The following is a 24,027-nucleotide window of genomic DNA, read 5'->3' as shown; positions in this document are numbered from 1 at the left end:
TCAGGTCTTCGGCCAATCCCGCCCGTCCGGATAGACGGCGGGACCCTTGAGCTCGAGCTTGTTGCCCCAGGGATCGAGCACATAGAACGAGTTGCCCATGCCGCGAGCCCCGCCATGCAGGGCTTCGCGCTCGATCCGCACATCATGCGCCGCGAGATGGGCGCGCATCGCGCCTTCATCGAAGGGCGACAGCGCGATGCAGACGTGGTCGACATTGCGGCCGCCCTTGACCGGCGGGATGGCGGCGGCAGCGCCCGGATGGGTGATGTCCCAGAGGACGATCAGCGCGGCGCCGCACCAGACCTGCTCCATGCCGAGCGTCGGATAGGAGTAGCCGGGCTGGCAGCCGAGCACATCAGCGTACCATTTGGTGGCCTTCGCCAGGTCGTCGACGATGAAGACGACGTGGTCGATGCCCACGAGCGAGAAGGGCGGGCGGAGATCCGTCATCGCTTGTTCCATCTGGCGCGGGCGTCGTCGTCTTCAGGCTTGGCCTCGACCCAGCGTTCCCCCTCGGGGGTCAACTCCTTCTTCCAGAAGGGGGCGTCGGTCTTCAGATAATCCATCAGGAAGGAGGCGCCGTCGAAGGCGGCCTGCCGGTGCGGCGCCAAGGTCATCACCTGGACGATCGGCTCGCCCACGGCGAGCCGGCCATGGCGGTGGATGACCGATGCCTTGATGAGCCCGAAGCGCACCACCGCCTCGGCAATGGCCTTCCCGATCTGCGCTTCGGCGAGCTCGGGATAGCTTTCGAGCGTCAGGGTGCTGACCGGATCGTCGGGGCGCGAGCGGACGAGACCGGTAAAGGTCACCGCGGCGCCGGCCCCGGCCGACGCGGCGAGAAAGGCGTTGGTTTCGGCGCCGGGATCGAAGGATGCCTCCTGCAGGCGGACCGACATCGGTCAGCCGCCGGTCATCGGCGGGAACAGGGCGATGACCTTGGCACCGCCGATGGGCGTCGAGTGCGGGACGATTTCGGTGTCGAGCGCCGCCTTGATCAGATTGGGCTTTTGCATCGCCAGGTCAGCGGCTTCGTCGCGATCCCTCAGCCATTGAATCAGGTCGCCGACAGTGACCACCTCGGGCGGAGGAGACACGTCTTCCTCACTGCGGTTGAGGCGTTCGCGCAGCCAGGCGAAATAGCGGATCTTCATAGTTCAGGTCCCGACAGGTGCGGCCAGGTGGAGCGCAGATACTCCCAGCCGGTCCAGACGGTGAGGCCGCCGGCGAGCCACAGGAAGACATGGCTGATGAAACCAAGGCCGAGCAGCATCGGTGCGGCGATGATCAACCCGAGCGCAACGAGCTGCACGGTGGTCTTCCACTTGGCGAGGAAGGTGACCGGCACGCTGATCGAGCGGTTGCCCAGATACTCGCGCAGGCCCGAAACGAAGATCTCGCGCAGCATGATCGCGATGGCCGGGATCAGGTCCCAGCCGTTCAGGTCGCGGGTCCAGGCGAAGGTGATGAGCAGCGCGCCGACCAGCAGCTTGTCGGCAATCGGATCGAGCATCTTGCCGAGCGCCGAGTTGAGATTCATCCGCCGGGCGAGAAAACCGTCGAGCCAGTCGGTGACGGCGGCCGCGATATAGAGCAGCAGCGCGATCCAGCGCAGCCATTCCCAGTCGGATACCAGGAACAGGCAGATCACCGGAATCGCCAGGATGCGGCCGATGGTCAGCTGGTTGGGAAGTGTCATCAATTGCGGCGGGATTTGCATGCCGGAAGAAGACGCTATCGCCGTGGCGCGGTCAAGGCAGCGTGGGGCAGAGGGTTGAACGTTGGTTGCGTGCGGTCGCACGGAACCCACTTGCCCGTTGCGGGTTGCCCTCTCTCACCCATGGAGGATGACATGCGCGGACTTCACAAACCAAGCGAGCGGCCGACGGCGCCGGCCTTCCGCGACAAGCAGAAGCCGGGGCCCAGCGAGGCGGACCACCAGGTGCGGCCGGCCGGCCCCGACGGCATGCGACAGAAGCCGAAGCGGGAATGGACCCCGGAAGACGAGGCGGCCGACGAGTCGTTCCCCGCCAGCGATCCGCCGGCGGCAAACAGGTTCGATTGAAGCGAACCCCTGCAGCCAGCTCCCTCCCGACGGCGGAACGCTGGCTGCAGGGTCTATTTTTCAGGCCACCAGTTGGCCGGTTACCCGCCGACGCTCTTCCACCGCCTCGGCTAGCTTTTCCAGCACTTCGACGGTCGAGTCCCAGTCGATGCAGCCGTCGGTGATCGACTGGCCGTAGACCAGTTCCTTGCCCGGCATGAGATCCTGGCGACCGGCCACGAGGTTGGATTCGGCCATCACGCCGATGATCCGCATGTCGCCGGCGGCGATCTGGGCGCCGACTTCGGCCAGCACCAGCGGCTGGTTCTCGGGCTTCTTGGACGAGTTGGCGTGGCTGGCGTCGATCATCACGGCCGGACGGATGCCGGACTTCTCTGCCTCCTTACAGGCGGCATCGACGCTCTGCGCGTCGTAGTTGGTCGCCTTGCTGCCACCGCGCAGGATGATGTGGCAATCGTCATTGCCGGTGGTTGCCGCGATGGCGGAGTGGCCGGATTTGGTCACGGCCAGGAAATGGTGCGGCTGGCTCGCCGATTTCACTGCGTCCAGCGCGATGCGGACATTGCCGTCGGTGCCGTTCTTGAAGCCGACCGGGCAGCTCAGCCCGGAGGCGAGCTCGCGATGCACCTGGCTCTCGGTGGTGCGCGCGCCGATGGCGCCCCATGACACCAGGTCGGCGAAATACTGGGGCGTGGTCATGTCGAGGAATTCGGAACCGGCGGGCAGGCCGAGATTGTTGATCTCGAGCAGCAGCGAACGGGCGAGCCGCAGCCCGTTGTCGATGTCGAAGCTGCCATCGAGGTTGGGATCGTTGATCAGGCCCTTCCAGCCGACGGTGGTTCGGGGCTTCTCGAAATAGACGCGCATGACGATCTCGAGGCTGCCGGCAAGGCGCTCCCGGACCGAGGCGAGGCGGCGGGCATAGTCGAGCGCCGCCTTCGGATCGTGGATGGAGCAGGGGCCGACCACGACGGCAAGACGATCGTCGCTGCCATGCAGGATATTGTGCAGCGCGTGGCGCGAGCTGATCACGGTGCGGGTCGCCGCATCAGTGCGCGGGAACTCGCGGATCACCTCTTCGGGGGTTCGGAGTTCGCGGATCTGTTTGATGCGCAGGTCGTCGGTGGATTTCAGCATTTTCGTCGGTTCCTCTGTTCTAGGCACCGGCGACAAAAAAGCCGCCAGGTGATCTGGCGGCTTTTTGGGTATTTTCGGTTTGGTGTTTTACGTCAAACGCGCCCCTTCGGCTGCCAGCGGCTTCCGGTGGTAAAATACCAATACGAATAGGCGGCGCGAAGGTTCATGGGCGGGTTTGTAGCCGAGCTTTGCCGACTTGTCACGGGGCTTGCTTCATCCGTTCGTCGAATACTCTTTGGAGCGTCGACCGATGACGGGAGGATGCCCTCCGGTATCCTTGGCGCCGTTTTGCTATGAGCACCGGCGCCACCTCCCCCTTGACGGGGGGGCACGCGAAGCTTGGGAGCGTCTGCGACCTAGCGCAGCTCGGAGGGGGTGTGCAGCGAGCTCGGCACGTCTAGCCCGCCCGAGACCTCAATCTACATCGAGTTTGCCGCGCACCCCACCCCATCCCTCCCCGTCACGGGCAGGGCGTCCGGCCGGTGGCCCTTGCTTGATCCAGCCGAACGGTCAATGACCATCTCCCCTTTGACGGGGGAGGCAAGCGGAGTGCGCGAGCTCCGCTCCAGCGAAATACGCGTCAGCGAACTACTCCTCGCCATCCCTCGCGGCTGCCGTCTTGATGGCGGCGAAGACGCGCAGGGCGGCCTCGAAGTCATGGGGATCGAGCCCGGCGAACACCTGGCGGCGGAGCGCCATCACGTCTTCGTTCACCTCGGCAACGACCTCGCGGCCGCGCACGGTGAGCGACACGACATTGGCGCGGCGGTCGGTGGGATCGGGCTCGCGGGTGACGAGGCCTGAGGCCTGCAGTTCGTCGATAAGGCGCACCAGCGAGGCGCCTTCGATGCCGATGGCGTCGGCGAGCGTGTTCTGGCGCACGTTCTCGCCCAGCCGGTCGATCCAGATGAGCGGCGCCGAGGCGGCTTCCGACACGCCGTGCTTGGCGGCCACGGCCCGCGCCATCTTCCGCCACAGCCGGCCGGTGAGGAGCAGGTCCCGCGTCAGATCGCGCATCAGGTGTGCAGGATCGCTAGTTGCCATTAGTTAGTATCCTAATTATACGAAGCCAAATTGTATAGCTCCGGTGTCGGCCTGCGCCGCCGGGGCAGGGCCCCGAGGACGCAACGAATGAGTTCGCAACCGAACAACCACAAATGGATGGTGCTGAGCAACACCACGCTGGGGATGCTCGCCGCCACGATCAACGCTTCGATCGTCTTGATCAGCCTGCCGGCGATCTTCCGCGGCATCGGCCTGAAGCCGCTCGACCCCGGCAACACCAACGTCCTGCTCTGGACCATCATGGGCTACATGGTGGTGACTTCGGTGCTGGTGGTGACCTTCGGCAAGCTCGGAGACATGTTCGGGCGGGCCAAGGTGTACAACCTGGGCTTTCTCATCTTCACGCTCGCCTCGATCGCCTTGAGCTTCATGCCGACCGGCGACGGCGCGGCCTATTACCTCGTCGGGCTCAGGATCGTGCAGGGCATCGGCGGGGCGATGCTGACCTCCACCGCCACGGCCATCCTGATCGACGTATTCCCGACCCGGCAGCGCGGGCTGGCGCTCGGCATCAACACCATGGCGGCGATCGCAGGGCAGTTCATCGGGCTGATCCTCGGTGGTCTGCTCGCCGATATCGACTGGCGCTGGATCTTCTGGATCAACGTCCCCATCGGGCTGGTGGGCACCATCTGGGCCTATGTCAGCATGAAGGACTATGTGCCGACCCGGCATTCGAAGATCGACTGGTGGGGCAACATCACCTTCGCGGTCGGCCTGGTGCTGTTGCTGATCGGCGTCAATGACGGCATCCAGCCCTACCATAACGACCTGATGGCCTGGGGCAGCCCGCAGGTGCTGGCAGAGCTCGGACTGGGGCTGGTGTTCCTGGCGTTCTTTTTCTTCATCGAAACCAGGGCGAAGCCGCCGATGATCGATCTGAAGCTGTTCCGCATCAAGCCGTTCTTTGCCGGCATCTCGGCCAACCTGATGACCTCGATCGGGCGCGGCGGGCTGCAGTTCATGCTGATCATCTGGCTGCAGGGCATCTGGCTGCCGCTGCATGGCTACAGCTTCGAATCGACGCCGCTCTGGGCCGGCATCTTCATGGTGCCGCTGACGCTGGGCGTGCTGATCGCCGGGCCGGTGGCCGGCATGCTGGCGGATCGGTTCGGACAACGTGCCTTCGCCAGCCTCGGCATGCTGCTGGGCGCCGCGACCTTTCTCGGGCTGATGCTGCTCAACGCCGACTTCGACTACCCGATCTTCGCGACGCTGCTGTTTTTGAACGGCGTCGCCTCAGGGCTGTTCTCGGCACCCAACGCCACGCAGACGATGAATGCCGTGCCGGCCGCCGAACGCGGGCAGGCGGCGGGCATCCGCGCCACGGCGATGAATGCCGGACAGGTGCTGTCGATCGGCATCTTCTTCACCCTGATGATTGTCGGGCTGTCGCTGAGCCTGCCGCAGAGCATGCAGAGCAATCTCGTGGCCGAAGGCCCGAGCGCCGACATCGCGGCGCAGGTCGCCGCGGCGCCGCCGGTGGCGAGCCTGTTCGCGGCGTTCCTCGGCTACAACCCGATGGGCGAGTTGATCCCGGCGGGGGCGCTGCATGCGCTGAGCGCGGCGCAGCAGGCGGTGATCACCGGCAAGGAGTTCTTCCCGCACCTCCTGGCGGCGCCGTTCATGGTGGGAATCAAGATCGCCTTCACCATCTCGCTGATGCTCTACCTTCTTGCGGCGCTGGCCTCGTGGCTGGGCGGCTCGGCCGGCGGCAAGGCGCCGGAGCGGATGGTTGATGCGGTCGAGCAGGCAGCCTGAGGCAGCTCCCCTTAGGAGTGAGGGCAATCGCATATAGCTTTGGAGGGCACCTCTTACCTTCTCCCCTTGTGGGAGAAGGTGCCCGAAGGGCGGATGAGGGGTCCGCGCAACGAAGTGTAGCGCGACCCGAGCGTAGCGAGGGGCGATTGAGTATGCGGAGAGAACCCCTCATCCGGCCTTCGGCCACCTTCTTCTCCCACAAGGGGAGAAGGCACTCCAACTACTGTCGGTGCTTCATGTGCGATTGCCCTGCCTCAATGGCGAGGGGAGCTCGAGGCCGGTAGCCTGTTAGCGCGATTCCGCCAGCGACCGAGGCCATCTCGCTGTTGGGGCGGCACCAAGGGTTAGCCGCAAGTTCGCCGCGACCTTGCCGCGGATATGAATGCATTATGAACGAAAACGCATGGCTCGCGCTGCGGTGCGGCTCGCTGGCGCTGTAATTCTGAACGAAAACCCAACGCGGACGCGCGGAGCATGCATCTGGTGCATAGCTCGGGTGCGCAATACCCTACTGGTTGGGTCGGGTTGACAGCTCTATATCAGCGTCATCAAACAGAAGGGGAAACCAAATGAACATCCGCCAGAAACTCTCGCAGTTCGCCGCCTACAACCGCACCGTCCGTGAGCTCTCGCAGCTGAGCAACACCCAGCTTCGCGACCTCGGCATCACCCGCGACGACATCAAGTCGGTCGCCCGTACTGCGGTCAACTAAGCAGCTTACTCAGCGATGAGATGAACGAAGGCGCCCGGTGGGCGCCTTTTGTTTTTGGGGCGCAAGGTTCTGCTTCCCGCCGCATCGATTGATATTTCCGCCAGCGAAAGCTCGGCTGTGGCCGCAGCTTCACCGGCGTTGCTGGTCCCCCACTACTCGGGAGGACCAGCCGACGGCAGTGTCTAGGCGGCCTTGGCGTAGGGGCGGGTGTCGATGACCTGGCCGGTGGCGGTGCCTTCGATGGCTTCGAGGTAGCCCTTGGCGGTATCCTCGGGGGTCATGCGGGCAACCTTGTCGCCGTTCCACTCGGGTGCGCCGACCAGCGGCGGACTCACCAGGTTGATGCGGATACCGCGCGGCAGTTCGATCGCCGCGGCACGAGTGAAGCCCTCGAGGCCGGCATTGACCGTGGCGATGGCGGCGACATTGGGGACCGGTTCACGCGCCCACCAGCCGGCGGTGAGGGTGATCGAGCCATTGTCGCGCAGATGGGCCGGCGCGAGGCGGGCGAGGTTGATCTGGCCCATCAGCTTGTAGTCGAAGCTCATCTGGAAATCGGCCGGCGTCAGGTCGGCGAGCGGCTTGTAAGCGGCGCCGCCGGCGGCGCTGACGATGGCGTCGACCGGGCCGACGGCCTTGAGCAGCGCTTCAAGACTGGCCGTGTCCTGGAGGTCGGCCTTGTGCGTGCCGTTGCGCGAGGCGGAAATCACCTCGTGGCGGGGCGACAGGGCGGCGACGACGGCCTTGCCGATGGTGCCGGTGGCACCAATGACGATGATCTTCATAGCAATGTCCTTGAGGGTAATCGGGGTGGAGATCGTTCCCTCCGCCACCCCTTGGGTGGTCGACGCGAGGGGAGGATCAGAGAGAAACGCGGCTAACTCCCGTTGAAATGGTCGTAGATCTGCTGCGCCAGCTGGGTCGACACGCCCGGCACGGAGGCGAGGTCCGCCAGCGCCGCCCGGCCAACTGCCTTTGCCGAGCCAAAGCGTTGCAGCAACGCACGTTTTCGTGTCGGCCCGATGCCGTCGATCTCGTCGAGCGGGTTCCGGATCACGTCCTTCCGGCGCTTGGCGCGATGCGTGCCGATGGCGAAGCGGTGGGCTTCGTCGCGCAGCCGCTGCACGTAGTAGAGGACCGGGTCGCGGTGCGGCAGCATGAAGGCCTCGCGGCCCTCCATGAAGAATTTCTCGCGGCCGGCATCGCGCTCTTCGCCCTTGGCGATGCCGATGAAGATCACTTCCTTGGGCAGGTTCAGCTGGGCGATGACCTCGCGCACCGCATTGAGCTGCCCGGCGCCGCCGTCGATGAACACCACGTCGGGCCAGTCCGGCATGCCGGTATTCTCGTCCTCGGCTTCCGGGGTGCTCTCATTGGCGAGGCGGGTGAAGCGGCGGGTCAGCACTTCGCGCATCATGCCGAAATCGTCACCCGGGGTGATGTCGGTCGAGCGGATGTTGAAGGTGCGGTAGTATTTCTTGTTCAAGCCCTCTTCGCCGGCGACGATCATGGCGCCGACCGCGTTGGTGCCGGAGATATGCGAGTTGTCGTAGACCTCGATGCGGCGCGGCGGCTCGTCGAGCCCGAACAGGGTGGCGACGCCCTCGAGCAGGGTCTTCTGCGTGGCGCCTTCCGCCAGCTGGCGGCCCAGCGCCTCGCGCGCATTGTTGAGCGCGTGCTGCACCAGATCCTTCTTCTCGCCGCGCTGTGGCGTCTGGATCGACACCTTGTGCCCGGCGCGGGCGGACAGCGCCTCTTCCATCAGCTCCTTCTCGCTGAGCTCGTGCGAGAGCAGGATCTGCCGCGGCGGCGTGCGATCCTCATAGAACTGGCTGATGAAGGCCTCGAGCACTTCGGCATCGCTCAGCGACGCGTCGGCGCGTGGCCGGAAAGCGTGGTTGCCCCAGTTCTGGTAGGCCCGGAAGAAGAACACCTGCACGCAGAACTGCCCGGCCTCATGGCCGATGGCGAAGACGTCGGCTTCTTCAACGGTCTTGGCGGCGACATCGCCCTGCGACTGCACCAGGGCGAGGGCGCTCAGGCGGTCGCGCAGCAGCGCGGCGCGCTCGAAATCGAGGTTCTCGGCGGCGACATTCATGTCGGCGGCGAGGTGATCCTGCACCGATTTCGACTTGCCCGAGAGGAACTGGCGGGCTTCCTCGACCAGCTCGTTATAGTCGGTGATCGAAATCTCCCCGGTGCAGGGAGCCGAGCAGCGCTTGATCTGGTGCAGCATGCAGGGCCGGGTGCGGGCCTTGTAGAAACTGTCCGAACAGGTGCGGAGCAGGAAGGCGCGCTGCAGCGCGGTGATGGTGCGCTTGACTGCCAGGGCCGAGGCGAAGGGGCCGAAATAGTGGCCCTTGATGCGCCGCGTGCCGCGATGCTTCTTCAGCTCGGCGGCTTCGTGCTCGGTGGCGATCAGGATGTAGGGGAAGCTCTTGTCGTCGCGCAGCAGCACGTTGAAGCGCGGCTTCAGGCGCTTGATCAGGTTGGCTTCGAGCAGCAGCGCTTCGGCTTCCGTCTCGGTGCGCACGAACTCCATGTTGCGCGTCGCTTCGATCATCCGGCGGATGCGGATATCGAGGCCTTCGGGACGGGTATAGTTGGTGACGCGCGCCTTGAGGTTGCGCGCCTTGCCGACATAGACCACCTCGCCGGCCTCGTCGAACATGCGATAGACGCCGGGCGAAGTGGGCAGGGTCTTGACAAAGGCCCTGATGACCTCGGCGCCCGAGATCTGAGAACCTGAGATATGAGGCGTGTCGCTCATCTGCGCCTCGGGGTAGGGCCGCGGCGGGCGGGCCATTCGATATGCTCGCCGCCGTCGAGGACGATCATCTGGCCGGTCATCGCGTCGAGGCCGAGAATGGCGACGACACCATCGGCAATGCCATCGGCATCGGCGCTGCGGCCGAGCGGCAGCTCGAGGAGGCGGCGGGCATGCGCCTCGGCTGAAACATGCGGCGGCGGCACGGTCGGGCCGGGGCCGATGGCGTTGACGCGGATGCGCGGCGCCAGCGATTGCGCCAGGGTGCGCGTCATGGTCCACAGCACGGACTTGCTGAGGGTGTAGCTGAAATAGGCCGGCGACAGGTCGAGCACGCGCTCGTCGATGATGTTGACGATATTGCCTCTGGCAACGGCCGGCAGCTGCGCGGCCAAATCACGGGCGAGGAAAGCCGGCGCTTCGGCATGCACCGCGAAATGCGCGTCCCACAGCGTCTCGTCGAGATCGGCGACGGCATCGCGCTCGAACAGCGAGGCATTGTTGACGAGCAGGGTCAGCGGGCCGAACGGCTTTGCAGCCTCGGCGATGAGCCGGGCGCGCTGCGGGCGGTCCGCGAGGTCGGCGGCAACGGTCGCGGCCATGCCGCCGGCGGCGCCGATTTCGGCCGCCAGGGCTTCGGCCTTCTCGGCCGAGGCGCGGTAGTGAATGACCACGGCCCAGCCCTCGCCGGCGAGCCGGCGGGCAATGGCGGCGCCGACGCGGTCGGCAGCGCCGGTGATGAGGGCGACACGGCTGGAATCGGCCGGGAGATGTTCGGGTGCGGATGTCATGAGTCGAGGCGGAAGATAGGGCTTCGCGCTTGGGGGTTCAATTGACGGCGCCGTGTGCCGCGCGCGTCAAGTTTTGCGCTGCCCGATGCAGCGCTTTTCAAGCAGAAGCGCGGTTCGTCTATCGGCAATTATTGCCGGTTGTCCGGGTTTCCCCCGCTGCTTCAAGTACGTGCAAGCTTCGGACTACCGACTCTCTGCAATCGGGCGTAACGTCGCAGTTGCGAGCTGGGGGCCACTCGGCTTCCCACAAGCTGGATCTGAGGAGCGTCCAATGGAAGCAATTATTCCGATTCTGGTTCAACTGATTGGCGGCGGCGTCGGGGGCAACGGCATCGCGGCCGTCCTCAAGCAGGTCAATCTCGGTCCGGTGGGCAACACCATCGCCGGGGCCATCGGCGGCTGGCTGGGCACCTGGCTGGCCAGCATGATCCCGGGCCTCTCCGGGCTGGTCGGCAGTGCCGCGGCGGCAGCCGGCACGGCGGGTGGCCTCGATATCGGCGCACTCGCCGGGCAGGGCCTGACCGGCCTCGTCGGCGGTGGCCTCTTGACCACCATCGCCGGCCTGATCAAGAACGCTACGGTAAAGAGCAGCTGATCGACGCCTGCGCAGGTCGGGTTTTGACGAACGCGACCTGGTTTCGTTAGTTGCCCCGGGCGGCTTGCCCGGGGCGTTCGACTTTCCAGAGTATGTCCATGACCGAGCCCCAGACCGGGCAACCTCGCCGCCGGGCCGACAACGTTGCGCTCGGCATCGGTCTCACCCTCCTTGCCATCGTGATCTTCGGCATCCAGGACGCGGTTTCGAAATCGCTGGTGCAGACGCACTCGCCATTCCAGATCGCCATGCTGCGCTTCTGGGCCTTCGCCGCGTTCTCGCTGGTGCTGGTGAGCCGGCAGGGGCCGCTGAAGCAGGCGTTCCGCTCGCGCTATCCGTGGCTGCAAGGGCTCAGGGCGATCCTGCTGGTGGTCGATATCTGGTTCTTCGCCATGGCGCTGAAGACCGTGCCGCTGGCCGAGCTGCAGGCGGTGGTGCTGGTCTATCCGCTGATGGCGACGCTGGTAGCGATCCCGATCCTCGGCGAAAAGGTCGGATTGTTCCGCCTGGTGGCAGTGTTCGTCGGCTTCTGCGGGGCGCTGGTGATCGTCCGGCCGGGCGGCCTGCCGATCGATGGCGGCGTGATCTTCGCCATCCTTTCGGCGGCGAGCTACGCCCTCTACATCGCGCTGACCCGCAAAGTGTCGAGCGCGGATTCGACGGCCACCAGCATGGTCTATGTCGGGGTCGGCGGGCTGCTGCTGACCACCGTGACGGGGGTGTTTTTCTGGCAACCGATGGATCTTGGCGCCATGCTGCAGATCGGGCTGGTGATGGTCACCTCGACCGCCTCGCATGGGCTGATGATGGTAGCGCTGTCGCGCGCGCCGGCCAGCACGCTGCAGCCCTTCAACTATTTCGCGCTGCCCTGGGGGATTTTCCTCAGCTACCAGTTCTTCGGCCACCTGATCGACCCGGTGGCGCTGATCGGCGGCGGCATCATCGTCGGCGCCGGCCTCGTGGTGATGGCGCGCGAACGCCAGCTGAGCCGGGCCGGCCGCCGGGAGGCGGCGACCGCCGCAGAGGAAGAGACGCTGCCGCATTGAGGGGGCTGCAGTCGGCAATCGGCAGTCGGCAGTCGGCAGTCGAAGTAGAAAGAGACATTTGCTTCGACTGCCGACTGCCGACTGCCGACTGCCGCTTCCCTTGAATCCCCGCCCCATCAGGGACATCTCATGAGCAACGGGTGCTGACGCCTGAGAAAGGGACAAGCCGATGGTCGTGCTGCTGGAAATTGCGCTGGTGCTGGGGCTCGTCGGCCTGGTCGGCAGTTACTTCTTCCGCGGGCGGCGCGATGCCGAGCGGCAGGAAGTGATCGAGCGGCGGGTCGAGGCCTATATGCAGACGATCCGGCGCGAGGGCGGCACCGAGCTGGCCGCCATGGGCGATCTCGAGCTCAGGGACCTGCTGCTGTCGAGCGCCCGCAACCTGCGGGTGCAGGCCGAGCGGCGCTGGTACATCCTGATCGGCGGCGCCGCCGCCGCGGTGCTGGCGGCGATCGCCATCGGTACGGCCGAGGGCACGCGCGGCTTCGGCATCGTGCTGCTGGTGGCGGCGCTGGCCCTCTACGGCATCAACGAGTTCATGGGCCGCCGCATGCGCGAGCCGCTGGTGGCGCGCGGCATCGACGTCGAGCGGTTGCGGGTGGAGTAGGGGACTACCGGCGGTGCCACAGCGCCCCCTCGCCCCTCTGGGGAGAGGGTGGCGGATGAGGCCGAAGGCCTCATTCGCGGGGTGAGGGGCGCCAAGCGCGTGGAACTCACGGTCTGAGGCGGGCTGCCACGATAAGACGATTGCGCACGCGGTGTGCACGATACGACGATTGCGCACGCGGTGTGCTTGGCCACCCCTCACCCTGACCCTCTCCCCAGAGGGGCGAGGGGACGCATGAGGCGCTGTCAGTGGCCTAAAGCCGCCGCATCTTGCCCACCATGAACACCACTGCGCCGGCAAGCACCAGCAGCACCGGGGCGATCACCATGATGGACAGGAGCGTGCCGTCGAGATGGATGCTGCCGTTCTTCTGCAGCTCGGAAAGCCCGAAGCGCTCGATGAAGAAGATGCCGAGCCCCACGCTGGCGAGCGTGGAAGCGAGCTTCACGTAAGGCTTCATCTGCTGTGCGGCCATGAGGCATCCGGGCGCTGTGGGAGACCTGAACTTCGTCGCGCATTCGAAGGCGGAAAAGCCTGCGACTTTTCCTGAAAGCGCTCCTTTAGATAGGCCTCGTCACAGCACCCGGCAAGTCGATCAGTTGCTGAAGCAGAACGACACGTTGGGACGGCCGAAGCACGCCTGGCTGCGGTAGAACGGATAGGGATAGCGGTACCGGTAGCGCGGGCGCTCCAGGTAGAAGCCGTCATCGTAGTAGTCGTCATAGCGATCGTAACGGTCGTAGCGACCGCGATCGTAGGATCGGCCGGAATCCAGGTAGTTGGCGTTGACCCAGCCATCCGGGCCACGCTGCTGGATCAGGCACCAGGCACCGCGGCAATAATCGATCTCGACGCGCTGGCCGGGGCGCAGTACGCCGACTACGGCATAGCTGGTGCCGGCGCCGGCACGGACGTTGACGGTGGAATTGGCATAGGCAGTGGCGGCGCTGGCGGCGCCGATGCCGGCGGTCAGGAGGGCGACGGCGCCGGCAAAGCCGAGTACGAAACGGCGAAGCGACATGATGGGGGCTCCTTTCAGGAGGTAAACTTGTCGGCAGTGTTCCCCAAACGCGGCCAAACTGCTCCGGGTTTCCTGAACCGAAACTGAACGGTGGCGCTTCGGGCGCTGCTGCCGACCTAAACGCTGCGACCGCGCGATGGGTTCATCGGCGGCGCCCCTCAGCGGCGCGGGCAGGCCTGGGCGTAGTCGCCCCTGATGCAGATGATGTCGCCGTAGAAATCATAAGTCCGGTAGCGCTGGTGTGGCCGCTCCAGAAAAGCGTAGTCGTCGTAGAACCGCTCGCCGCCATAATAGCCGCCGGCATAGCTGCCGCTGTCGTGCGGGACGTTGCGGACGAAGCCGTGTTTCCGATAGTGGCGCGGCGTGGTCAGGTAGTTGGCGTCGACCCAGCCGTCGGGCCCCGCCTGGCGGACCAGGCACCAGGGGCCGCGGCAGTGGTCGATCCTGACTCGCTCGCCCGGCGCGAGCACCGCCACGACAGGATAGCTGCCGCCCGGACCGGCGCGGACATTGACGAAACCCGAGGCGACGGTCCCCCCGGCCAAGGCCGGCGCAGCGGCGAGACCGGCGGTCAGCAGGCCGAGGGCACAAAGCAGAAGGCGGACAGGCGACATGATCGGCACTCTTGTTTCCCAAGCAGCACAGCTAACGCGGAACGGGCCGGAACGCTGCGCGGTGGGCGCTGGCGCTGTTAACGGCGGGTAAATGAGAAACGCTCCCGGGGGAGGGCCCGGGAGCGTTTCGAGGATGGGGCTGAGTTGCCCGGAGCGTTTCGCCTGCTGCCGGATCGTTTCACCGCTGCGCAGTGAAGCCGACCGGGGAGCCGGATCGTTTCACCGCTGCGCAGTGAAGCCGACCGGGGAGCGTTTCGCCTGCGGCGAAGCCGCCCCTGAGTTAGTAGCTGGTGCCGAGGCAGAACTGGGCGTTCTTGCCGTCGACGCAGAAGCTGCTGCCGAAGCCGATGCCGGGCTTGGACGGGTAGACCGGGTAGGACGGGCCGTCGTCGTAATAGTCGAAATCCAGCACGCCGGCCTTCACCCAGCCGTCGGGGCCGGGGATCTGCACCTTGTACCAGTTGTTCCACTGGCCGATGACCTTGACCTTGTCGCCCTCGTAGACGGTGTTGATGGGCTGCGAGCCGTTGCTGTGGTTCTTGCGCACATTGGCGTCCTGGTCGACATAGGCCCAGGTGGCGGCCATCGAGGCGCCGGCGGTGGCGAGAACGATAGCGGTGGCGAGCGCCGCAGTCTTGATGCTGGTGATGAACATGATCGGGTCCTTCTGTGGAGTCGTTTGCGTGAGTGCCGGGTGGCATCACTGCCTTGTCATGAGATGTAGCAGGCCCAATCTGAACGCAGGCTGAAAGCCCCGTAAATCTGGGATAAACCGTGAAATTGAAAACGCCTCCGGGAGGGAGGTCCCGGAGGCGCGATGGTGGGAGTTCTGTCGACTGGGGGCAACTGCCGGATCGTTTCGCCGTTCCGGCGAAGCCGACCGGGGGGCCGGAGCGTTTCGCCGCTTGCGCGACGAAGCCGCCCGGGGCCGCCATCGGGATCGTTTCGCCTTCGGCGAAGCCGACCCTAGTAACCGCCGCTCAGGCAGAACGAGGCGCTCTGGCCGTTGATGCAGAACGAGCCGCCATAGCCATAGCCGTAGCCGGGGAACGGGCCCGGGAACTGCGGCCCGAAGCTCAGCACATTGCCCTTCACCCAGCCATCGGGGCCCGGGATCTGCAGCTTGTACCAGTTGTTCCACTGGCCGATGACCTTGACCTTCTGGCCGGCCTGGACCCAGTTGACGCTGGCCGAGTTCTGCTTGTGGAACTGCTTCACCTTGGCGTTGTTGTCGACCCAGGCATACTGGGCCGCCATCGAGGCGCCGGCAGTGGCGACGACGACGAGAGTGGCGAGAGCGGCGGTCTTGAGAGCACGGAAAGACATTTTCGGTTTCCTTCGTTTCAGGGTTGGCACGTGTGCCTTGACCGTGAAGTTAGAAGGACGTGCCTGAACTGAAGCTGAAACCGTTGTTAAGGTAGAATGATTCGCGCCCGGCGCGACATCCGTTCATCTTTGTGGCGGAGCCGCCCGAGGACTTACCAGCAGAACATGCTGGTGTGATCGTCATCGTCGCAGGTGCGGATCGGGTCGAGCGGATCGAAACCTTCGAACTTGTAGGGCGTCACCTCGAGCTTGGCGCCAGAGCCGACGAGATAGGAGCCACGCACCCAGCCGGCCGGCCGGCCCTTGGCATTGAGGAACAGGCACCAGTTGGAGTTGCGCGTGCAGCGCTGCAGGCGCACTTCGGCGCCCTTGGGCAGCGTGCCGATGGTCTGGTAGCCGGCGCCGGGGCCGCTGCGCACCGGGATATCGGCCGAGGCCCGCGCCGTACCGCGCGACGCGGCCTCGGCAGGCAGCGCCACGAGGCTGGCGGCGACGAGAGTTACGGCGAGAAGGGCAGTGCGCATCGACGGACTCCGGGCGTGTTGTTGTTCTTGCTGCCACGCAGCAACGCCGCAAAAGCGGGCAAAATCGGGGCGGGGCGCAAGGGCTTGCAGTCGGCGCACCCTCTCCCGCCTGCGGGGGAGGGGGGACCACGCGAAAGCGTGGTGGGACGGGGGAGCCCACGCGCTAATCGCGGGCTGACGCCCCCGTTGTTGCAGTCGGCAATGCCCCACGTGTCAATCGTGTGTGGCTGTGGAGAGGCCCGATCGTGGGGCTCCCCCCACCCACCGGCCCTTCGGCCGGTCCCCCCTCCCCCGTAAACGGGAGAGGGACGCCGACTGCGGGTTCCTCAGCCCAACCGCACTGCGCCGTGATCGCCCACGGCGGGTTTGGCACCGGTGACGGCGGCGGTGAGCATGATGGCGGTGGCGACCAGCTGGTTGGGGCCTTCCCAGATCTCGGCATTCTCCGGCGTCACCGTCAGCAGGCGGATTTCCGGGTCGTCGGCGCTGTCCCACCAGGCCTTGGCGAACGGCGTCCACAGCTCCTTGATGCGGGCGCGATCGTTGCTGACCACGGCCTGGCCGGTGATGGTGACATAGTCGTGCGAGCCGTGGTCGGCGAAAGCCAGCGTCACGGTGGGGAACTTCTCCACCTGCTGCACCAGCGTCAGCGCCGGCGCGCCGGTGGCCTCGGCCAGCGTGGTGCCGCCATGCGCGCCGATCAGGAACTGGATGGCGTCGGCGTCGCGATCGACAGTGGCCGAGAGCGGCCGGATGCGCTGCTGCTCGCCATCCCACGAGGTGAGAAGGGCAATGCGGATCTTCTCCGCCAGGTGCCACGCCTTGTCGGCGAGTTCGGCGGGCGTCAGGCGGTGTTCTTCGTTGGCCATGGTCGGCTCCTGTCGTTGCGGTGGGTGGGCAACGGACGAAGCGGGGCGAGGGTTGCCGGTTGGCGGCGAAGTGATCAGTAGCGGATCGGGCGCCGCCGCTTGATCTCGGCGATGCGCTCGGCATCGGCCTCGGCGCTGAGATAGCGGCCGCGCTCGAGGATTTCGAGCGTGTACTCGCGATAGGTCAAACCCATCGCCTCGGCGCGCCGGGCCCGCATCACCGCGATATCGTAGGGCACGTCGTTGAAGGCCTTCTCGCTCGCCGCCTTCCACTCGAAATAGTTGCCGATGCCGTTGTCGCCCCAGGGGCGCGGGGAATCGTCGAGCGGCGGGCCGCCATTGGAGAGCGGCGCGGCGGGAGCTTCGGTTTCGTCGATGGCCTGGCGTTTGAGCATGCCGGCATGTTCCGGCAGGCCGGCCGCAAGATCAAGGCAGCCGGCGTTATGGCAGCCATCAACGCCACGGATGGATCAGGCGCGGGTTTCGGCTCCGGTGACGGCGCCGAACAGCCGTTCGAGCAGGCCATGCTCGCGGTTGCCGTTGGCTTCCTTGCGCAGTTGCACCAGCAGCGCGCTGGTGGCATCGAGCCGCTGGCAGGCGAGGGTGGCTACATGCAGCGCGGCGATGGGGCTTTGCTCGAGCCAGCGGATGCCATCCTCGATATGGCGCACCTCGACCGGGGTGAGGGCGGTGACCGTCGCCGAATGGTCGGTGCCGAGCAGCACGCTCATCTCGCCCACCAGGGTGCCGGGCTCGGTGATGCGGGCGATCTCGATGCCGTCGCGCTCCACCACCAGGCGGCCCGACACCAGCACATAGAGCTCCCCGAGCGCCTCGCCCGTCTCGATCAGCGCTTCGCCGCGCGCGAGGCTGAGCGTCGGGTAGGCATTGGTGAGCGCCAAGAGGTTGGCCATGGTCGAAGAATCCCCCAGATTCGAGCCGGAGCCCCGCGCTCCGCCCGATCAGGATAGCGCGGTTGTGCGATACGGTCATGTCACGTTGGCGCGGGCAGCTTCACCTCTCCCTTTGGGGGAGAGGTCGGCGCGCAGCGCCGGGTGAGGGGGCCTTCCTCATTGCCAACGGCAAGGCATGCCGAACCGGTCTGCCGACAGCGCTGCGTTCCGTCCGACAGTGACTTTCCAGCAAATGCCAGTGGACTCCGCCAAAGCCTCATCACTAGAACAAATCGCGAACATATGCCGGAGCCGACCCATGCCCAGACACACCATTCCGCTCAACGGCCGCACCACGCGGCACCCGAAATTCACCCAGGACGAGGTGGAAGCGCTGCTGCAGAAGGGCTTTCGCTTCGCCATCTACCACCCCGCCGGCGACGAGTTCCGCCTCAGCCTGCCGCTGCAGACCATCGAGGACCGGACGCATGGCACGCTCACCATCGAGCAGGGGTGAGGCCTCAGTTGAGCCTTTCGGTCAGCGTCACGGCGATAGTCTCGCCGACGCGCTTGCCGAGCTGCTGGCGGAGCTCTGCGGCCACCGGCAGCTTGTGCGTGCCGTCGCCGAGCGCCATGAAGCTCGAGCGGAACGGCCGCCCCTCCATGGTGCCGGCGACCTTCACCAGGCCACGCGTGCCGAAGAAGGCGACGGAGTGCGGCCAGACCAGGTAGGTCCAGCCGCCTTTGGCGGGACTCTGGAGCAGGGTGGCCTCGAAGCTGGTGGGGAGGTTCGCTGCCATGATCGGCTCCTTTCGCTTGCCTGAGACCATGTCGGGCGAGGGGAGGCGATTTCGACAGGGGGGCAAAATTGAGCTGCGCCGGTGCAAACGGTCGGTCATGTTGCCAAGCTACGATCTTGCCCACCCACCGGCTGTCATCCCAGCGAAAGCTGGGACCCATCTCGCAGCCCGCGCCAGCCGATAGTTGGGTCCCAGCTTTCGCTGGGATGACACCGAGTATGGGGTGATTGCAGTGGGTCACCTTCGGTTGCCCCTGGATCTCTGCCCGTCTAGCGGCGGCGCACGACGCTGACCCATTCATCGGTTGTCACCAAACCTGCCCCAAACGCGATGTGATCCCCGCGAAGGCGGGGACCCAGTGCGATCTCTCAGCCCCCACAAGCGCCGCAGTATCCCACCAGGCTCCGGCCTTCGCGGGAATGACGCTGGTGGGTGGGGCAGGAGGCAGTGATTAGCATCGATCCCAGATGCACCCACCGGCTGTCATCCCAGCGAAAGCTGGGACCCCGCGGCGAGGGCTCTTGCCCTCGTCCGCTCCCAGCCCGCACTAACGGAGACATGGGTCCTAGCTTTCGCTGGGATGACACCGAGTTTGAGGTGCTGTCGGATGGCGAGCGAACCGACGGAGCGCATAAGAGCAAGTAGGTGATTGCAGCGCGTCAGCTCGTCAATGAACCGCCCTACCGAACCAGCATCACCTGCGACAGCGGCAGGAACTTCGTGCCGCCTTCCGCCGGCGTAAGAACGTAGCCGCCCGTGTCGCAGAGATTGACCCGCCCATCGCGCCGGCTCTCGCCGACCCGGGCGCTGACTGCGGCGGCGCAGTCGCTGCCGGGTACCGTCACGGTGAAGGTGATGCGCTTCCCCGCCCCGATGGTCTTGAAGCCGCTTACCTCGCGGGCGGCCGCAGGCCGCTCCGCACGCCGCCCTTCACCTTGAAGCCGGTGATCGGCTTGGTGAGGTTGTTGTGCAGGGTGAAGGCGTGCTCGGCGGCGGCCGCCGGCAGGATGGAGCAGGCGAGGAGGCCGGCAAACGCGGCGCGAAATGCGATGTGCATGAAAATCCCCCAAGAATGGTGTGACGTTATCGGGGCCTGGCATGGCCGTCGAGGGATCACGCGCCCGAAGACCGATAACAGGCTCACGGATCGCCCAGCTTCACCGTGCGCCAGGTCTGCGTTACCCGCACCGGGCCGGGGCGGCGGATCAGCATGCGGCCGTAATCCTCGCCATAGGGCGAGTTGAGGGTGACGCGGATATATTCGTCAGTCTTGCAGCGCGGGCAGGGGAAGGGCGGCCAAAGCGCCGGTCGCTCGGGATCGAGCAGTTCGACGAGGTCGGCGGCGAGATAGGTAGCGCTGCGGCGGCAGCCATTGCAGCGGACGATCACCAGCTGGCCCCACTCGGCGGCATGCTTCAAGAGGTGGGTCTTACCGGGATACTTCTTCTGGAGGTGGCCGGGCGGCGGCATAGGCGGACTCGATGGCGTTCCCATTCTGTTCTGGTGGGTGGTGCTCGAGGCGTCAACTGGGGCGAGATGACTTTGCGGTGCGGGGAGGATGGGTCGGCGCGCAGCTACGCCGGCCGAACCGATCATCTGGCGGAGACGGCGCCATCGAGCGCATCGGCCGGGACCAGCCGTTGAAGGGCTGCGGCTGGCGAGCTGCCCGGCCGGCACAAAGTCGGCTTGCCCACGCATTCGTGCAACCGCAGCCGCTCGCCCTTGATGGCGGTGATCGGCTGACCATCGGGTGGCGCGCCCGTAGCAGGTCGGTGGCGCGCACCGCGGTGATCTCCGGGAAACTCTGTAATGGGGCACTCACAACGGCGGCCGCAACGGCCAGGACCGCGACGCTAAGCTTTGGCAGGATTTGATGTTTTACCCCGCGTTGCGGAATGCAACGGGGCGAACATGAAAGTCATATGATGAAGGATGAGCCGATTTACGGGGGCTGGGCGCCCCACAATCGTCTCAAACGAGCGTAAGTTGGCTCAGATGGACAATCTGACTAAGCAGCACCGCAGTTGGCTGATGAGCCGCGTCAAAAACAAAAACACGCTTCCAGAGTTGGTGGTTCGAAGGATACTACATCGTCTAGGAGGTCGCTTTCGCCTGCACAAGGCTAACCTACCGGGACGTCCAGATATCGTGATGCCATCCCGGAAGCTTGCAATATTCGTCCATGGTTGCTTTTGGCATGCTCATGAGTGCCGCGCTGGGCGACGGCCAAGTGCCAACCAAGAATTCTGGATGGAAAAATCAGAGGCAAACCGGAGACGAGACGATCGCAAAGTTAGGGAACTCCAGGCATTGGGATGGAAGACAGAGGTGATCTGGGAGTGCGAGACGCGTGACGAGCAACGGCTGGAAGCTAAGCTACTGCAGTTACTAACTGACTACCCCCGCGCCCGAGCGAGTTCGTTGGCTTGAGGGGTGGCGTCGCCTAGTCGCTGAACGTGCTCTACCAGCAACTTCCCAATCATTTCGCCAAGGGTGACGGGAACCGCATTACCGATAAGCCGCCCCAATTTCGCGAAGCTGACTGGCTCATCACTTGGGATGAACGCATAGTCTCTTGGAAATCCTTGTAGCATTGCTGCTTCTCGTAGACTGATGGCTCGGTCTTGCTCAGGATGGCCGAATCGGCCGTTGCCATAGCCAAAACACTGTGTGGTTATGGTAGGAGCTGGTTCATCCCACTCCATACGGCCGTAGACCGAAGGATAAGTTCCGCCGCTCTCTCGGACATGGCATGCTGCCCGTAGTTCTTCAGGCCAATCTCTCCACGTGCCTCCCGGGATAGATGCCCGGATGCGATCGAGATTGAGCTTGCTGAGACTGCTGGCGCGGTGCAGGCGATCAGTTACGTCTACTTGGCCGGCCTCCAGCTTTGGCAGGTCGCCAATAACCTTGCGAACTGACTTCTCAGGAAACTCGAACTCTGGGATGCTAATGGGACCCAGTTTCGATGCCACAAGCACAAGTCGCTTGCGGCGCTGAGGTAGACCGATCGTTCGGCATTCCACTACGCGGTAGTCGACCGAGTAGCCTTCGAGATCGCTCAGCAGTTTTCTAAAGACGGGCTGCCTAGCAAGCGGAGGCACGTTCTCCATCGTGACCAGGTCGGGTTGCAGGGCCTTTACGAAATCACCGAAGCGTCCAACCAGTTTCCAATCGTCGCGGGCCTCTCGGTCCTCGTCGTTCGCAACCGCCTCTTTGGCCGATTGAGCGTAGGTTGAGAATGGCTGACAGGGCGCGCACCCCGCTAGTAGCCGAACTGCGCCTCCGCGCAGCGCGTCTTCCAACACCTCGACCTTCATTGCTCCGACGTCGGCCTTCTCGAAGCGTGCTCCAGTATTTTCGCTTATCGGATATTCGCACTCAGGGTCGATGTCGACACCCAGCCGCACATCAATCCCAGCAGATTCAAGGCCATAGGTAAGCCCACCAACTCCGCAGAACAGGTCAACGGCGGCGATTTTTGGGCGATTGGTCATTGGGTAACCAAGTAGTGGCTCTCGTCAACGTACAGCTGGAAAGCGCCTGCCGTTGCCTCGAGATAGATGAATACGGCATCGGCAAGGCCGCGAATTTGGCTGAGCGTCAGATCATTCGCTCCTTCCTCAAAGGATCGCCGACCGTGTGCTAACGCGTTTCGTCGCTCAGCTAGGAATTCGAGCGGGCTTTGATCCCCGAACTCTGGTCGCTCTGCGATGGCTGCCGCCAGCACACGATTCAATCGAAATCTTACGCCGAGTCGCCTAGCGAACTCCACAATGCTCTTGTCGGTCCATGTGCCAGATGGCTTCTTGAGCATCTGCGGGCCGAGCGGAGCGCCTTCTACCAGCAGCGCCGAGAAACGGTGCACCGTATTTAATCGAGTGTCTTCGTTACCATCGATACGTGCGACGGCGTTTTCGCGTAGCCACTCGCGAAGTGCCTTCTCCGTCCACTGCCTAGGTGTGACGCTTCCAAATGCGCCGCCCACCAGGTTGCTAGCACGTGTCATGGTGGACTCAACGATGTTGTAGAGATGCACCAGCAGGCCCGACTTCATCGTTAGGAGATATCGTGCCGAAAGCTTGATTCCGCCGATCGAGATGTCATCGCCCGCGAAGATTCTCTCTTCGACGGCCACTGCTACGGCAAAGTGAGTTTCGAACTCTTCCCGCCGGTCGCTTAGAGAGGTCGCCAACTCACTCATTGCTGAAGCAGAATATTTTTTGCGAGGTCGATACGTCCTTCTAGTTTTGCGCGAACATTGGCCCCGTCGGAGACGACGATCTTGTCAAAACCACTCTCGGTCATTCGACGGGCCACGGTTTCCTTCTCCACATGAAGGTTGGGCATTTGACGTAGCGCGAGGGCAGAACCGACCGCGATTGCCTCGAAGCGGACTCGAGGTACTGGGGGGCCACTGCCATTTCTGCGGAACCCTAGTGGGAACGTATTGGCGACAAAATCCAGTACTCGGAAAAATTCAGCTCGCTTCTGTTCGATGATGCTGGCGTCCTGTTTGGCACGCTCGTTCGCTCCCTTTAGGTAGTCGTAAAGGAACTTCTTCGGTCGGTCCCGATAACCTAGGAACCTTCCGTCAGGGGCGTCGGAAGTATCGGTGTAGGCAAAGAAACGCGTTACGAGTTCTTCGCGCTCGCGCTGATCTACTGCCTTGTCGGATATCGGCGTTGCCGCCGCAAACTCTGCCGACTCTGCCAGCTCTTTGATCAGATCAGTCATCGGGCCAGGTAACGAGCCGCGCCGGATCTCCGCTTCATTGGCTGCCGTTCCTGCGCGATTGATCCGGGCAAACATCTCCGCACGAGTCGAGGGATCTGTGTCTGTATCTAAAACAATAGTTCGGATCGTGAAGTCTTCTAGCTTGTTTCGCCGTTCCTGAGGGAGGTCACCAAAGCGGAAGCCATTTAACTCAGGAACGAGAACGAGCTCCTTAAGTCGCAGGCTCTCTTTTATGAACGATCGCATCGCACGCATTCTTTGCGATCCGTCCACTATCTCCATTCTTCCAACGGGGGTCTGGTAGAAGAACATAAATGGTATCGGCAATCCGACGAGAAGTGATTCAATAAACTGGGACTTTTGTTCGTCGTTCCAAGCGGCGTTGCGTTGATACTCCGGAACAAAATAGCGGTCGTCCGTGTCGTTTCCAAACCTGCTCACATAGACTGATATGGGGTACTCGACAATCGTAAATCGTACTTGGCGGGACACGGCCGATATCGCCTCTTCGGCCTTGGCAATCTGTTCTGCAGTAATGTTAGATTTGATCTTCTTCGCCATAACCGAACCCGGTGGAGCCCCATGCAGATTGATTCGATACCTGTAATGTACGCAGTCATCATTCGAAGCGCACGAGTTACCCGCCAAGTGCTATCCTTCCAACACACCCTGATTTTCGGCGTGCGGCTTTAAAGG

Annotated in this window: 33 protein-coding genes; 8 read left to right on the top strand and 25 right to left on the bottom strand. The window is 64.4% G+C overall.

Features of this window, described 5'->3' with window-relative positions; translation table 11 throughout:
• From APS40_RS01505 to pgsA, 4 genes are read right to left on the bottom strand one after another with little or no spacing between them, the layout of a single operon-like run.
• Positions 1–450, bottom strand: coding sequence for a VOC family protein (locus APS40_RS01505; protein ID WP_055045378.1), 450 nt, complete (start codon positions 448–450; stop codon positions 1–3).
• On the bottom strand, positions 447–899 hold the full coding sequence (locus APS40_RS01500) for a molybdenum cofactor biosynthesis protein MoaE (protein ID WP_055045377.1): 453 nt from the start codon (positions 897–899) through the stop codon (positions 447–449). The genes APS40_RS01505 and APS40_RS01500 overlap by 4 nt, the downstream gene beginning before the upstream one ends.
• A gap of 3 nt (positions 900–902) precedes the next feature.
• The gene (locus tag APS40_RS01495) at positions 903–1,154 is read right to left on the bottom strand and encodes a MoaD/ThiS family protein (protein WP_055045376.1); all 252 of its coding nucleotides are present in this window, start codon (positions 1,152–1,154) and stop codon (positions 903–905) included.
• Positions 1,151–1,699 (bottom strand): CDP-diacylglycerol--glycerol-3-phosphate 3-phosphatidyltransferase, encoded by a 549-nt coding sequence (gene pgsA, locus APS40_RS01490; protein ID WP_082434658.1) that lies wholly within the window; start codon positions 1,697–1,699, stop codon positions 1,151–1,153. The genes APS40_RS01495 and pgsA overlap by 4 nt, the downstream gene beginning before the upstream one ends.
• A gap of 153 nt (positions 1,700–1,852) precedes the next feature.
• Between pgsA and APS40_RS01485 the strand changes: the two genes are divergently transcribed.
• Positions 1,853–2,065: a hypothetical protein gene (locus APS40_RS01485; protein WP_055045374.1), complete on the top strand. Its 213-nt coding sequence runs from the start codon at positions 1,853–1,855 to the stop codon at positions 2,063–2,065.
• A gap of 60 nt (positions 2,066–2,125) precedes the next feature.
• Here APS40_RS01485 and APS40_RS01480 read toward each other — a convergent pair whose 3' ends face one another.
• Positions 2,126–3,202: a 3-deoxy-7-phosphoheptulonate synthase gene (locus APS40_RS01480; RefSeq protein WP_055045373.1), complete on the bottom strand. Its 1,077-nt coding sequence runs from the start codon at positions 3,200–3,202 to the stop codon at positions 2,126–2,128.
• 588 nt (positions 3,203–3,790) lie between these two features.
• Positions 3,791–4,246, bottom strand: a complete 456-nt coding sequence (locus APS40_RS01475) for a MarR family winged helix-turn-helix transcriptional regulator (protein ID WP_055045372.1) — start codon at positions 4,244–4,246, stop codon at positions 3,791–3,793.
• 87 nt (positions 4,247–4,333) lie between these two features.
• On the opposite strand from APS40_RS01475, the gene APS40_RS01470 reads away from it, so the two are divergent.
• Both APS40_RS01470 and APS40_RS24340 read left to right on the top strand, forming a co-directional pair.
• The gene (locus APS40_RS01470; RefSeq protein WP_055045371.1) at positions 4,334–6,028 is read left to right on the top strand and encodes an MFS transporter; all 1,695 of its coding nucleotides are present in this window, start codon (positions 4,334–4,336) and stop codon (positions 6,026–6,028) included.
• A gap of 569 nt (positions 6,029–6,597) precedes the next feature.
• Positions 6,598–6,741: a DUF1127 domain-containing protein gene (locus tag APS40_RS24340; RefSeq protein WP_082434123.1), complete on the top strand. Its 144-nt coding sequence runs from the start codon at positions 6,598–6,600 to the stop codon at positions 6,739–6,741.
• A gap of 182 nt (positions 6,742–6,923) precedes the next feature.
• On the opposite strand, the gene APS40_RS01465 is transcribed toward APS40_RS24340, so the two are convergent.
• From APS40_RS01465 to APS40_RS01455, 3 genes are all read right to left on the bottom strand, one after another.
• Positions 6,924–7,526 (bottom strand): short chain dehydrogenase, encoded by a 603-nt coding sequence (locus APS40_RS01465; RefSeq protein WP_055045370.1) that lies wholly within the window; start codon positions 7,524–7,526, stop codon positions 6,924–6,926.
• Positions 7,527–7,618: 92 nt separating this feature from the next.
• Positions 7,619–9,511, bottom strand: coding sequence for an excinuclease ABC subunit UvrC (uvrC, locus tag APS40_RS01460; RefSeq protein WP_055049507.1), 1,893 nt, complete (start codon positions 9,509–9,511; stop codon positions 7,619–7,621).
• Positions 9,508–10,299 carry an SDR family oxidoreductase gene (locus APS40_RS01455; RefSeq protein ID WP_055045369.1) on the bottom strand — a complete coding sequence of 264 codons (792 nt, stop codon included), beginning with the start codon at positions 10,297–10,299 and terminating at the stop codon, positions 9,508–9,510. Before APS40_RS01455 ends, uvrC begins: the two co-directional genes overlap by 4 nt.
• Before the next feature lie 271 nt (positions 10,300–10,570).
• Between APS40_RS01455 and APS40_RS01450 the strand changes: the two genes are divergently transcribed.
• The 3 genes from APS40_RS01450 to APS40_RS01440 all read left to right on the top strand — a co-directional run bounded on the left by APS40_RS01450 (position 10,571) and on the right by APS40_RS01440 (position 12,547).
• Entirely contained in the window at positions 10,571–10,894 is a 324-nt protein-coding gene (locus tag APS40_RS01450) for a hypothetical protein (RefSeq protein ID WP_055045368.1), read from the top strand.
• Positions 10,895–10,992: 98 nt separating this feature from the next.
• Positions 10,993–11,940 carry a DMT family transporter gene (locus APS40_RS01445; protein WP_197279408.1) on the top strand — a complete coding sequence of 316 codons (948 nt, stop codon included), beginning with the start codon at positions 10,993–10,995 and terminating at the stop codon, positions 11,938–11,940.
• 169 nt (positions 11,941–12,109) lie between these two features.
• On the top strand, positions 12,110–12,547 hold the full coding sequence (locus tag APS40_RS01440; RefSeq protein ID WP_055045366.1) for a hypothetical protein: 438 nt from the start codon (positions 12,110–12,112) through the stop codon (positions 12,545–12,547).
• A 253-nt stretch (positions 12,548–12,800) separates the two neighbouring features.
• Here APS40_RS01440 and APS40_RS01435 read toward each other — a convergent pair whose 3' ends face one another.
• From APS40_RS01435 to APS40_RS01395, 9 genes are all read right to left on the bottom strand, one after another.
• Positions 12,801–13,022 (bottom strand): hypothetical protein, encoded by a 222-nt coding sequence (locus tag APS40_RS01435; protein WP_055045365.1) that lies wholly within the window; start codon positions 13,020–13,022, stop codon positions 12,801–12,803.
• A gap of 120 nt (positions 13,023–13,142) precedes the next feature.
• Positions 13,143–13,568 (bottom strand): SH3 domain-containing protein, encoded by a 426-nt coding sequence (locus tag APS40_RS01430; protein WP_055045364.1) that lies wholly within the window; start codon positions 13,566–13,568, stop codon positions 13,143–13,145.
• A 158-nt stretch (positions 13,569–13,726) separates the two neighbouring features.
• A complete protein-coding gene (locus APS40_RS01425) occupies positions 13,727–14,182 on the bottom strand; it encodes an SH3 domain-containing protein (protein WP_156342780.1) in 456 nt (151 codons plus the stop codon).
• Positions 14,183–14,462: 280 nt separating this feature from the next.
• A complete protein-coding gene (locus APS40_RS01420; RefSeq protein WP_055045362.1) occupies positions 14,463–14,837 on the bottom strand; it encodes an SH3 domain-containing protein in 375 nt (124 codons plus the stop codon).
• Positions 14,838–15,148: 311 nt separating this feature from the next.
• A complete protein-coding gene (locus tag APS40_RS01415; protein WP_055045361.1) occupies positions 15,149–15,508 on the bottom strand; it encodes an SH3 domain-containing protein in 360 nt (119 codons plus the stop codon).
• Between the two features lie 152 nt (positions 15,509–15,660).
• Positions 15,661–16,032 (bottom strand): SH3 domain-containing protein, encoded by a 372-nt coding sequence (locus tag APS40_RS01410; RefSeq protein ID WP_055045360.1) that lies wholly within the window; start codon positions 16,030–16,032, stop codon positions 15,661–15,663.
• 326 nt (positions 16,033–16,358) lie between these two features.
• Positions 16,359–16,901, bottom strand: a complete 543-nt coding sequence (locus tag APS40_RS01405) for a pyridoxamine 5'-phosphate oxidase family protein (protein WP_055045359.1) — start codon at positions 16,899–16,901, stop codon at positions 16,359–16,361.
• 74 nt (positions 16,902–16,975) lie between these two features.
• Complete coding sequence (locus tag APS40_RS01400) at positions 16,976–17,296, bottom strand: hypothetical protein (RefSeq protein WP_055045358.1); 321 nt, start codon at positions 17,294–17,296, stop codon at positions 16,976–16,978.
• A 75-nt stretch (positions 17,297–17,371) separates the two neighbouring features.
• Entirely contained in the window at positions 17,372–17,815 is a 444-nt protein-coding gene (locus APS40_RS01395) for a Crp/Fnr family transcriptional regulator (protein WP_055045357.1), read from the bottom strand.
• 298 nt (positions 17,816–18,113) lie between these two features.
• Here APS40_RS01395 and APS40_RS01390 point away from each other — a divergent pair, with 298 nt between their 5' ends.
• Positions 18,114–18,311: a hypothetical protein gene (locus APS40_RS01390; protein WP_055045356.1), complete on the top strand. Its 198-nt coding sequence runs from the start codon at positions 18,114–18,116 to the stop codon at positions 18,309–18,311.
• A 4-nt stretch (positions 18,312–18,315) separates the two neighbouring features.
• Here APS40_RS01390 and APS40_RS01385 read toward each other — a convergent pair whose 3' ends face one another.
• The 4 genes from APS40_RS01385 to APS40_RS01380 form a co-directional block, all read right to left on the bottom strand.
• On the bottom strand, positions 18,316–18,594 hold the full coding sequence (locus APS40_RS01385) for a DUF1905 domain-containing protein (protein ID WP_055049506.1): 279 nt from the start codon (positions 18,592–18,594) through the stop codon (positions 18,316–18,318).
• Between the two features lie 680 nt (positions 18,595–19,274).
• Entirely contained in the window at positions 19,275–19,439 is a 165-nt protein-coding gene (locus APS40_RS24705; protein WP_156342779.1) for a hypothetical protein, read from the bottom strand.
• Between the two features lie 44 nt (positions 19,440–19,483).
• Complete coding sequence (locus APS40_RS24700; RefSeq protein WP_156342778.1) at positions 19,484–19,651, bottom strand: hypothetical protein; 168 nt, start codon at positions 19,649–19,651, stop codon at positions 19,484–19,486.
• Positions 19,652–19,734: 83 nt separating this feature from the next.
• Positions 19,735–20,064, bottom strand: coding sequence for a hypothetical protein (locus APS40_RS01380; RefSeq protein ID WP_055045355.1), 330 nt, complete (start codon positions 20,062–20,064; stop codon positions 19,735–19,737).
• A 462-nt stretch (positions 20,065–20,526) separates the two neighbouring features.
• Here APS40_RS01380 and APS40_RS24335 point away from each other — a divergent pair, with 462 nt between their 5' ends.
• Complete coding sequence (locus APS40_RS24335; protein WP_335338171.1) at positions 20,527–21,024, top strand: very short patch repair endonuclease; 498 nt, start codon at positions 20,527–20,529, stop codon at positions 21,022–21,024.
• Here APS40_RS24335 and APS40_RS24330 read toward each other — a convergent pair.
• The 3 genes from APS40_RS24330 to APS40_RS01370 are packed head-to-tail and all read right to left on the bottom strand — an operon-like array spanning position 20,991 to position 23,892.
• Positions 20,991–22,091, bottom strand: coding sequence for a DNA cytosine methyltransferase (locus tag APS40_RS24330; protein WP_082434121.1), 1,101 nt, complete (start codon positions 22,089–22,091; stop codon positions 20,991–20,993). The two genes, APS40_RS24335 and APS40_RS24330, sit on opposite strands and share 34 nt — an antisense overlap.
• Positions 22,088–22,798: an MAE_28990/MAE_18760 family HEPN-like nuclease gene (locus APS40_RS01375; RefSeq protein WP_055045354.1), complete on the bottom strand. Its 711-nt coding sequence runs from the start codon at positions 22,796–22,798 to the stop codon at positions 22,088–22,090. The genes APS40_RS24330 and APS40_RS01375 overlap by 4 nt, the downstream gene beginning before the upstream one ends.
• Complete coding sequence (locus APS40_RS01370; RefSeq protein ID WP_055045353.1) at positions 22,795–23,892, bottom strand: DUF262 domain-containing protein; 1,098 nt, start codon at positions 23,890–23,892, stop codon at positions 22,795–22,797. Before APS40_RS01370 ends, APS40_RS01375 begins: the two co-directional genes overlap by 4 nt.
• Between the last annotated feature and the right edge of the window lie 135 nt (positions 23,893–24,027).

Source organism: Devosia sp. A16 (genome assembly GCF_001402915.1).
Lineage (GTDB): Bacteria > Pseudomonadota > Alphaproteobacteria > Rhizobiales > Devosiaceae > Devosia_A.
This window is presented reverse-complemented; position numbering and strand designations above follow the sequence as displayed.

Bases quoted from the DNA above. Each gene is read 5' to 3' on its own strand.
- APS40_RS24700 (WP_156342778.1), bottom strand. From the start codon at position 19,651: ATGCACATCGCATTTCGCGCCGCGTTTGCCGGCCTCCTCGCCTGCTCC.
- APS40_RS01400 (WP_055045358.1), bottom strand. From the start codon at position 17,296: ATGCTCAAACGCCAGGCCATCGACGAAACCGAAGCTCCCGCCGCGCCG.
- APS40_RS01390 (WP_055045356.1), top strand. From the start codon at position 18,114: ATGCCCAGACACACCATTCCGCTCAACGGCCGCACCACGCGGCACCCG.
- uvrC (WP_055049507.1), bottom strand. From the start codon at position 9,511: ATGAGCGACACGCCTCATATCTCAGGTTCTCAGATCTCGGGCGCCGAG.
- APS40_RS01415 (WP_055045361.1), bottom strand. From the start codon at position 15,508: ATGTCTTTCCGTGCTCTCAAGACCGCCGCTCTCGCCACTCTCGTCGTC.
- APS40_RS01420 (WP_055045362.1), bottom strand. From the start codon at position 14,837: ATGTTCATCACCAGCATCAAGACTGCGGCGCTCGCCACCGCTATCGTT.
- APS40_RS01455 (WP_055045369.1), bottom strand. From the start codon at position 10,299: ATGACATCCGCACCCGAACATCTCCCGGCCGATTCCAGCCGTGTCGCC.
- APS40_RS01435 (WP_055045365.1), bottom strand. From the start codon at position 13,022: ATGGCCGCACAGCAGATGAAGCCTTACGTGAAGCTCGCTTCCACGCTC.
- APS40_RS01405 (WP_055045359.1), bottom strand. From the start codon at position 16,901: ATGGCCAACGAAGAACACCGCCTGACGCCCGCCGAACTCGCCGACAAG.
- APS40_RS01440 (WP_055045366.1), top strand. From the start codon at position 12,110: ATGGTCGTGCTGCTGGAAATTGCGCTGGTGCTGGGGCTCGTCGGCCTG.
- APS40_RS01425 (WP_156342780.1), bottom strand. From the start codon at position 14,182: ATGTCGCCTGTCCGCCTTCTGCTTTGTGCCCTCGGCCTGCTGACCGCC.
- APS40_RS01395 (WP_055045357.1), bottom strand. From the start codon at position 17,815: ATGGCCAACCTCTTGGCGCTCACCAATGCCTACCCGACGCTCAGCCTC.
- APS40_RS01505 (WP_055045378.1), bottom strand. From the start codon at position 450: ATGACGGATCTCCGCCCGCCCTTCTCGCTCGTGGGCATCGACCACGTC.
- APS40_RS01445 (WP_197279408.1), top strand. From the start codon at position 10,993: ATGACCGAGCCCCAGACCGGGCAACCTCGCCGCCGGGCCGACAACGTT.
- pgsA (WP_082434658.1), bottom strand. From the start codon at position 1,699: ATGACACTTCCCAACCAGCTGACCATCGGCCGCATCCTGGCGATTCCG.
- APS40_RS01465 (WP_055045370.1), bottom strand. From the start codon at position 7,526: ATGAAGATCATCGTCATTGGTGCCACCGGCACCATCGGCAAGGCCGTC.
- APS40_RS01475 (WP_055045372.1), bottom strand. From the start codon at position 4,246: ATGGCAACTAGCGATCCTGCACACCTGATGCGCGATCTGACGCGGGAC.
- APS40_RS01500 (WP_055045377.1), bottom strand. From the start codon at position 899: ATGTCGGTCCGCCTGCAGGAGGCATCCTTCGATCCCGGCGCCGAAACC.
- APS40_RS24340 (WP_082434123.1), top strand. From the start codon at position 6,598: ATGAACATCCGCCAGAAACTCTCGCAGTTCGCCGCCTACAACCGCACC.
- APS40_RS01385 (WP_055049506.1), bottom strand. From the start codon at position 18,594: ATGGCAGCGAACCTCCCCACCAGCTTCGAGGCCACCCTGCTCCAGAGT.
- APS40_RS01485 (WP_055045374.1), top strand. From the start codon at position 1,853: ATGCGCGGACTTCACAAACCAAGCGAGCGGCCGACGGCGCCGGCCTTC.
- APS40_RS01380 (WP_055045355.1), bottom strand. From the start codon at position 20,064: ATGCCGCCGCCCGGCCACCTCCAGAAGAAGTATCCCGGTAAGACCCAC.
- APS40_RS24330 (WP_082434121.1), bottom strand. From the start codon at position 22,091: ATGACCAATCGCCCAAAAATCGCCGCCGTTGACCTGTTCTGCGGAGTT.
- APS40_RS01495 (WP_055045376.1), bottom strand. From the start codon at position 1,154: ATGAAGATCCGCTATTTCGCCTGGCTGCGCGAACGCCTCAACCGCAGT.
- APS40_RS24335 (WP_335338171.1), top strand. From the start codon at position 20,527: ATGAGCCGATTTACGGGGGCTGGGCGCCCCACAATCGTCTCAAACGAG.
- APS40_RS01480 (WP_055045373.1), bottom strand. From the start codon at position 3,202: ATGCTGAAATCCACCGACGACCTGCGCATCAAACAGATCCGCGAACTC.
- APS40_RS01410 (WP_055045360.1), bottom strand. From the start codon at position 16,032: ATGCGCACTGCCCTTCTCGCCGTAACTCTCGTCGCCGCCAGCCTCGTG.
- APS40_RS01450 (WP_055045368.1), top strand. From the start codon at position 10,571: ATGGAAGCAATTATTCCGATTCTGGTTCAACTGATTGGCGGCGGCGTC.
- APS40_RS01370 (WP_055045353.1), bottom strand. From the start codon at position 23,892: ATGGCGAAGAAGATCAAATCTAACATTACTGCAGAACAGATTGCCAAG.
- APS40_RS01375 (WP_055045354.1), bottom strand. From the start codon at position 22,798: ATGAGTGAGTTGGCGACCTCTCTAAGCGACCGGCGGGAAGAGTTCGAA.
- APS40_RS01430 (WP_055045364.1), bottom strand. From the start codon at position 13,568: ATGTCGCTTCGCCGTTTCGTACTCGGCTTTGCCGGCGCCGTCGCCCTC.
- APS40_RS01470 (WP_055045371.1), top strand. From the start codon at position 4,334: ATGAGTTCGCAACCGAACAACCACAAATGGATGGTGCTGAGCAACACC.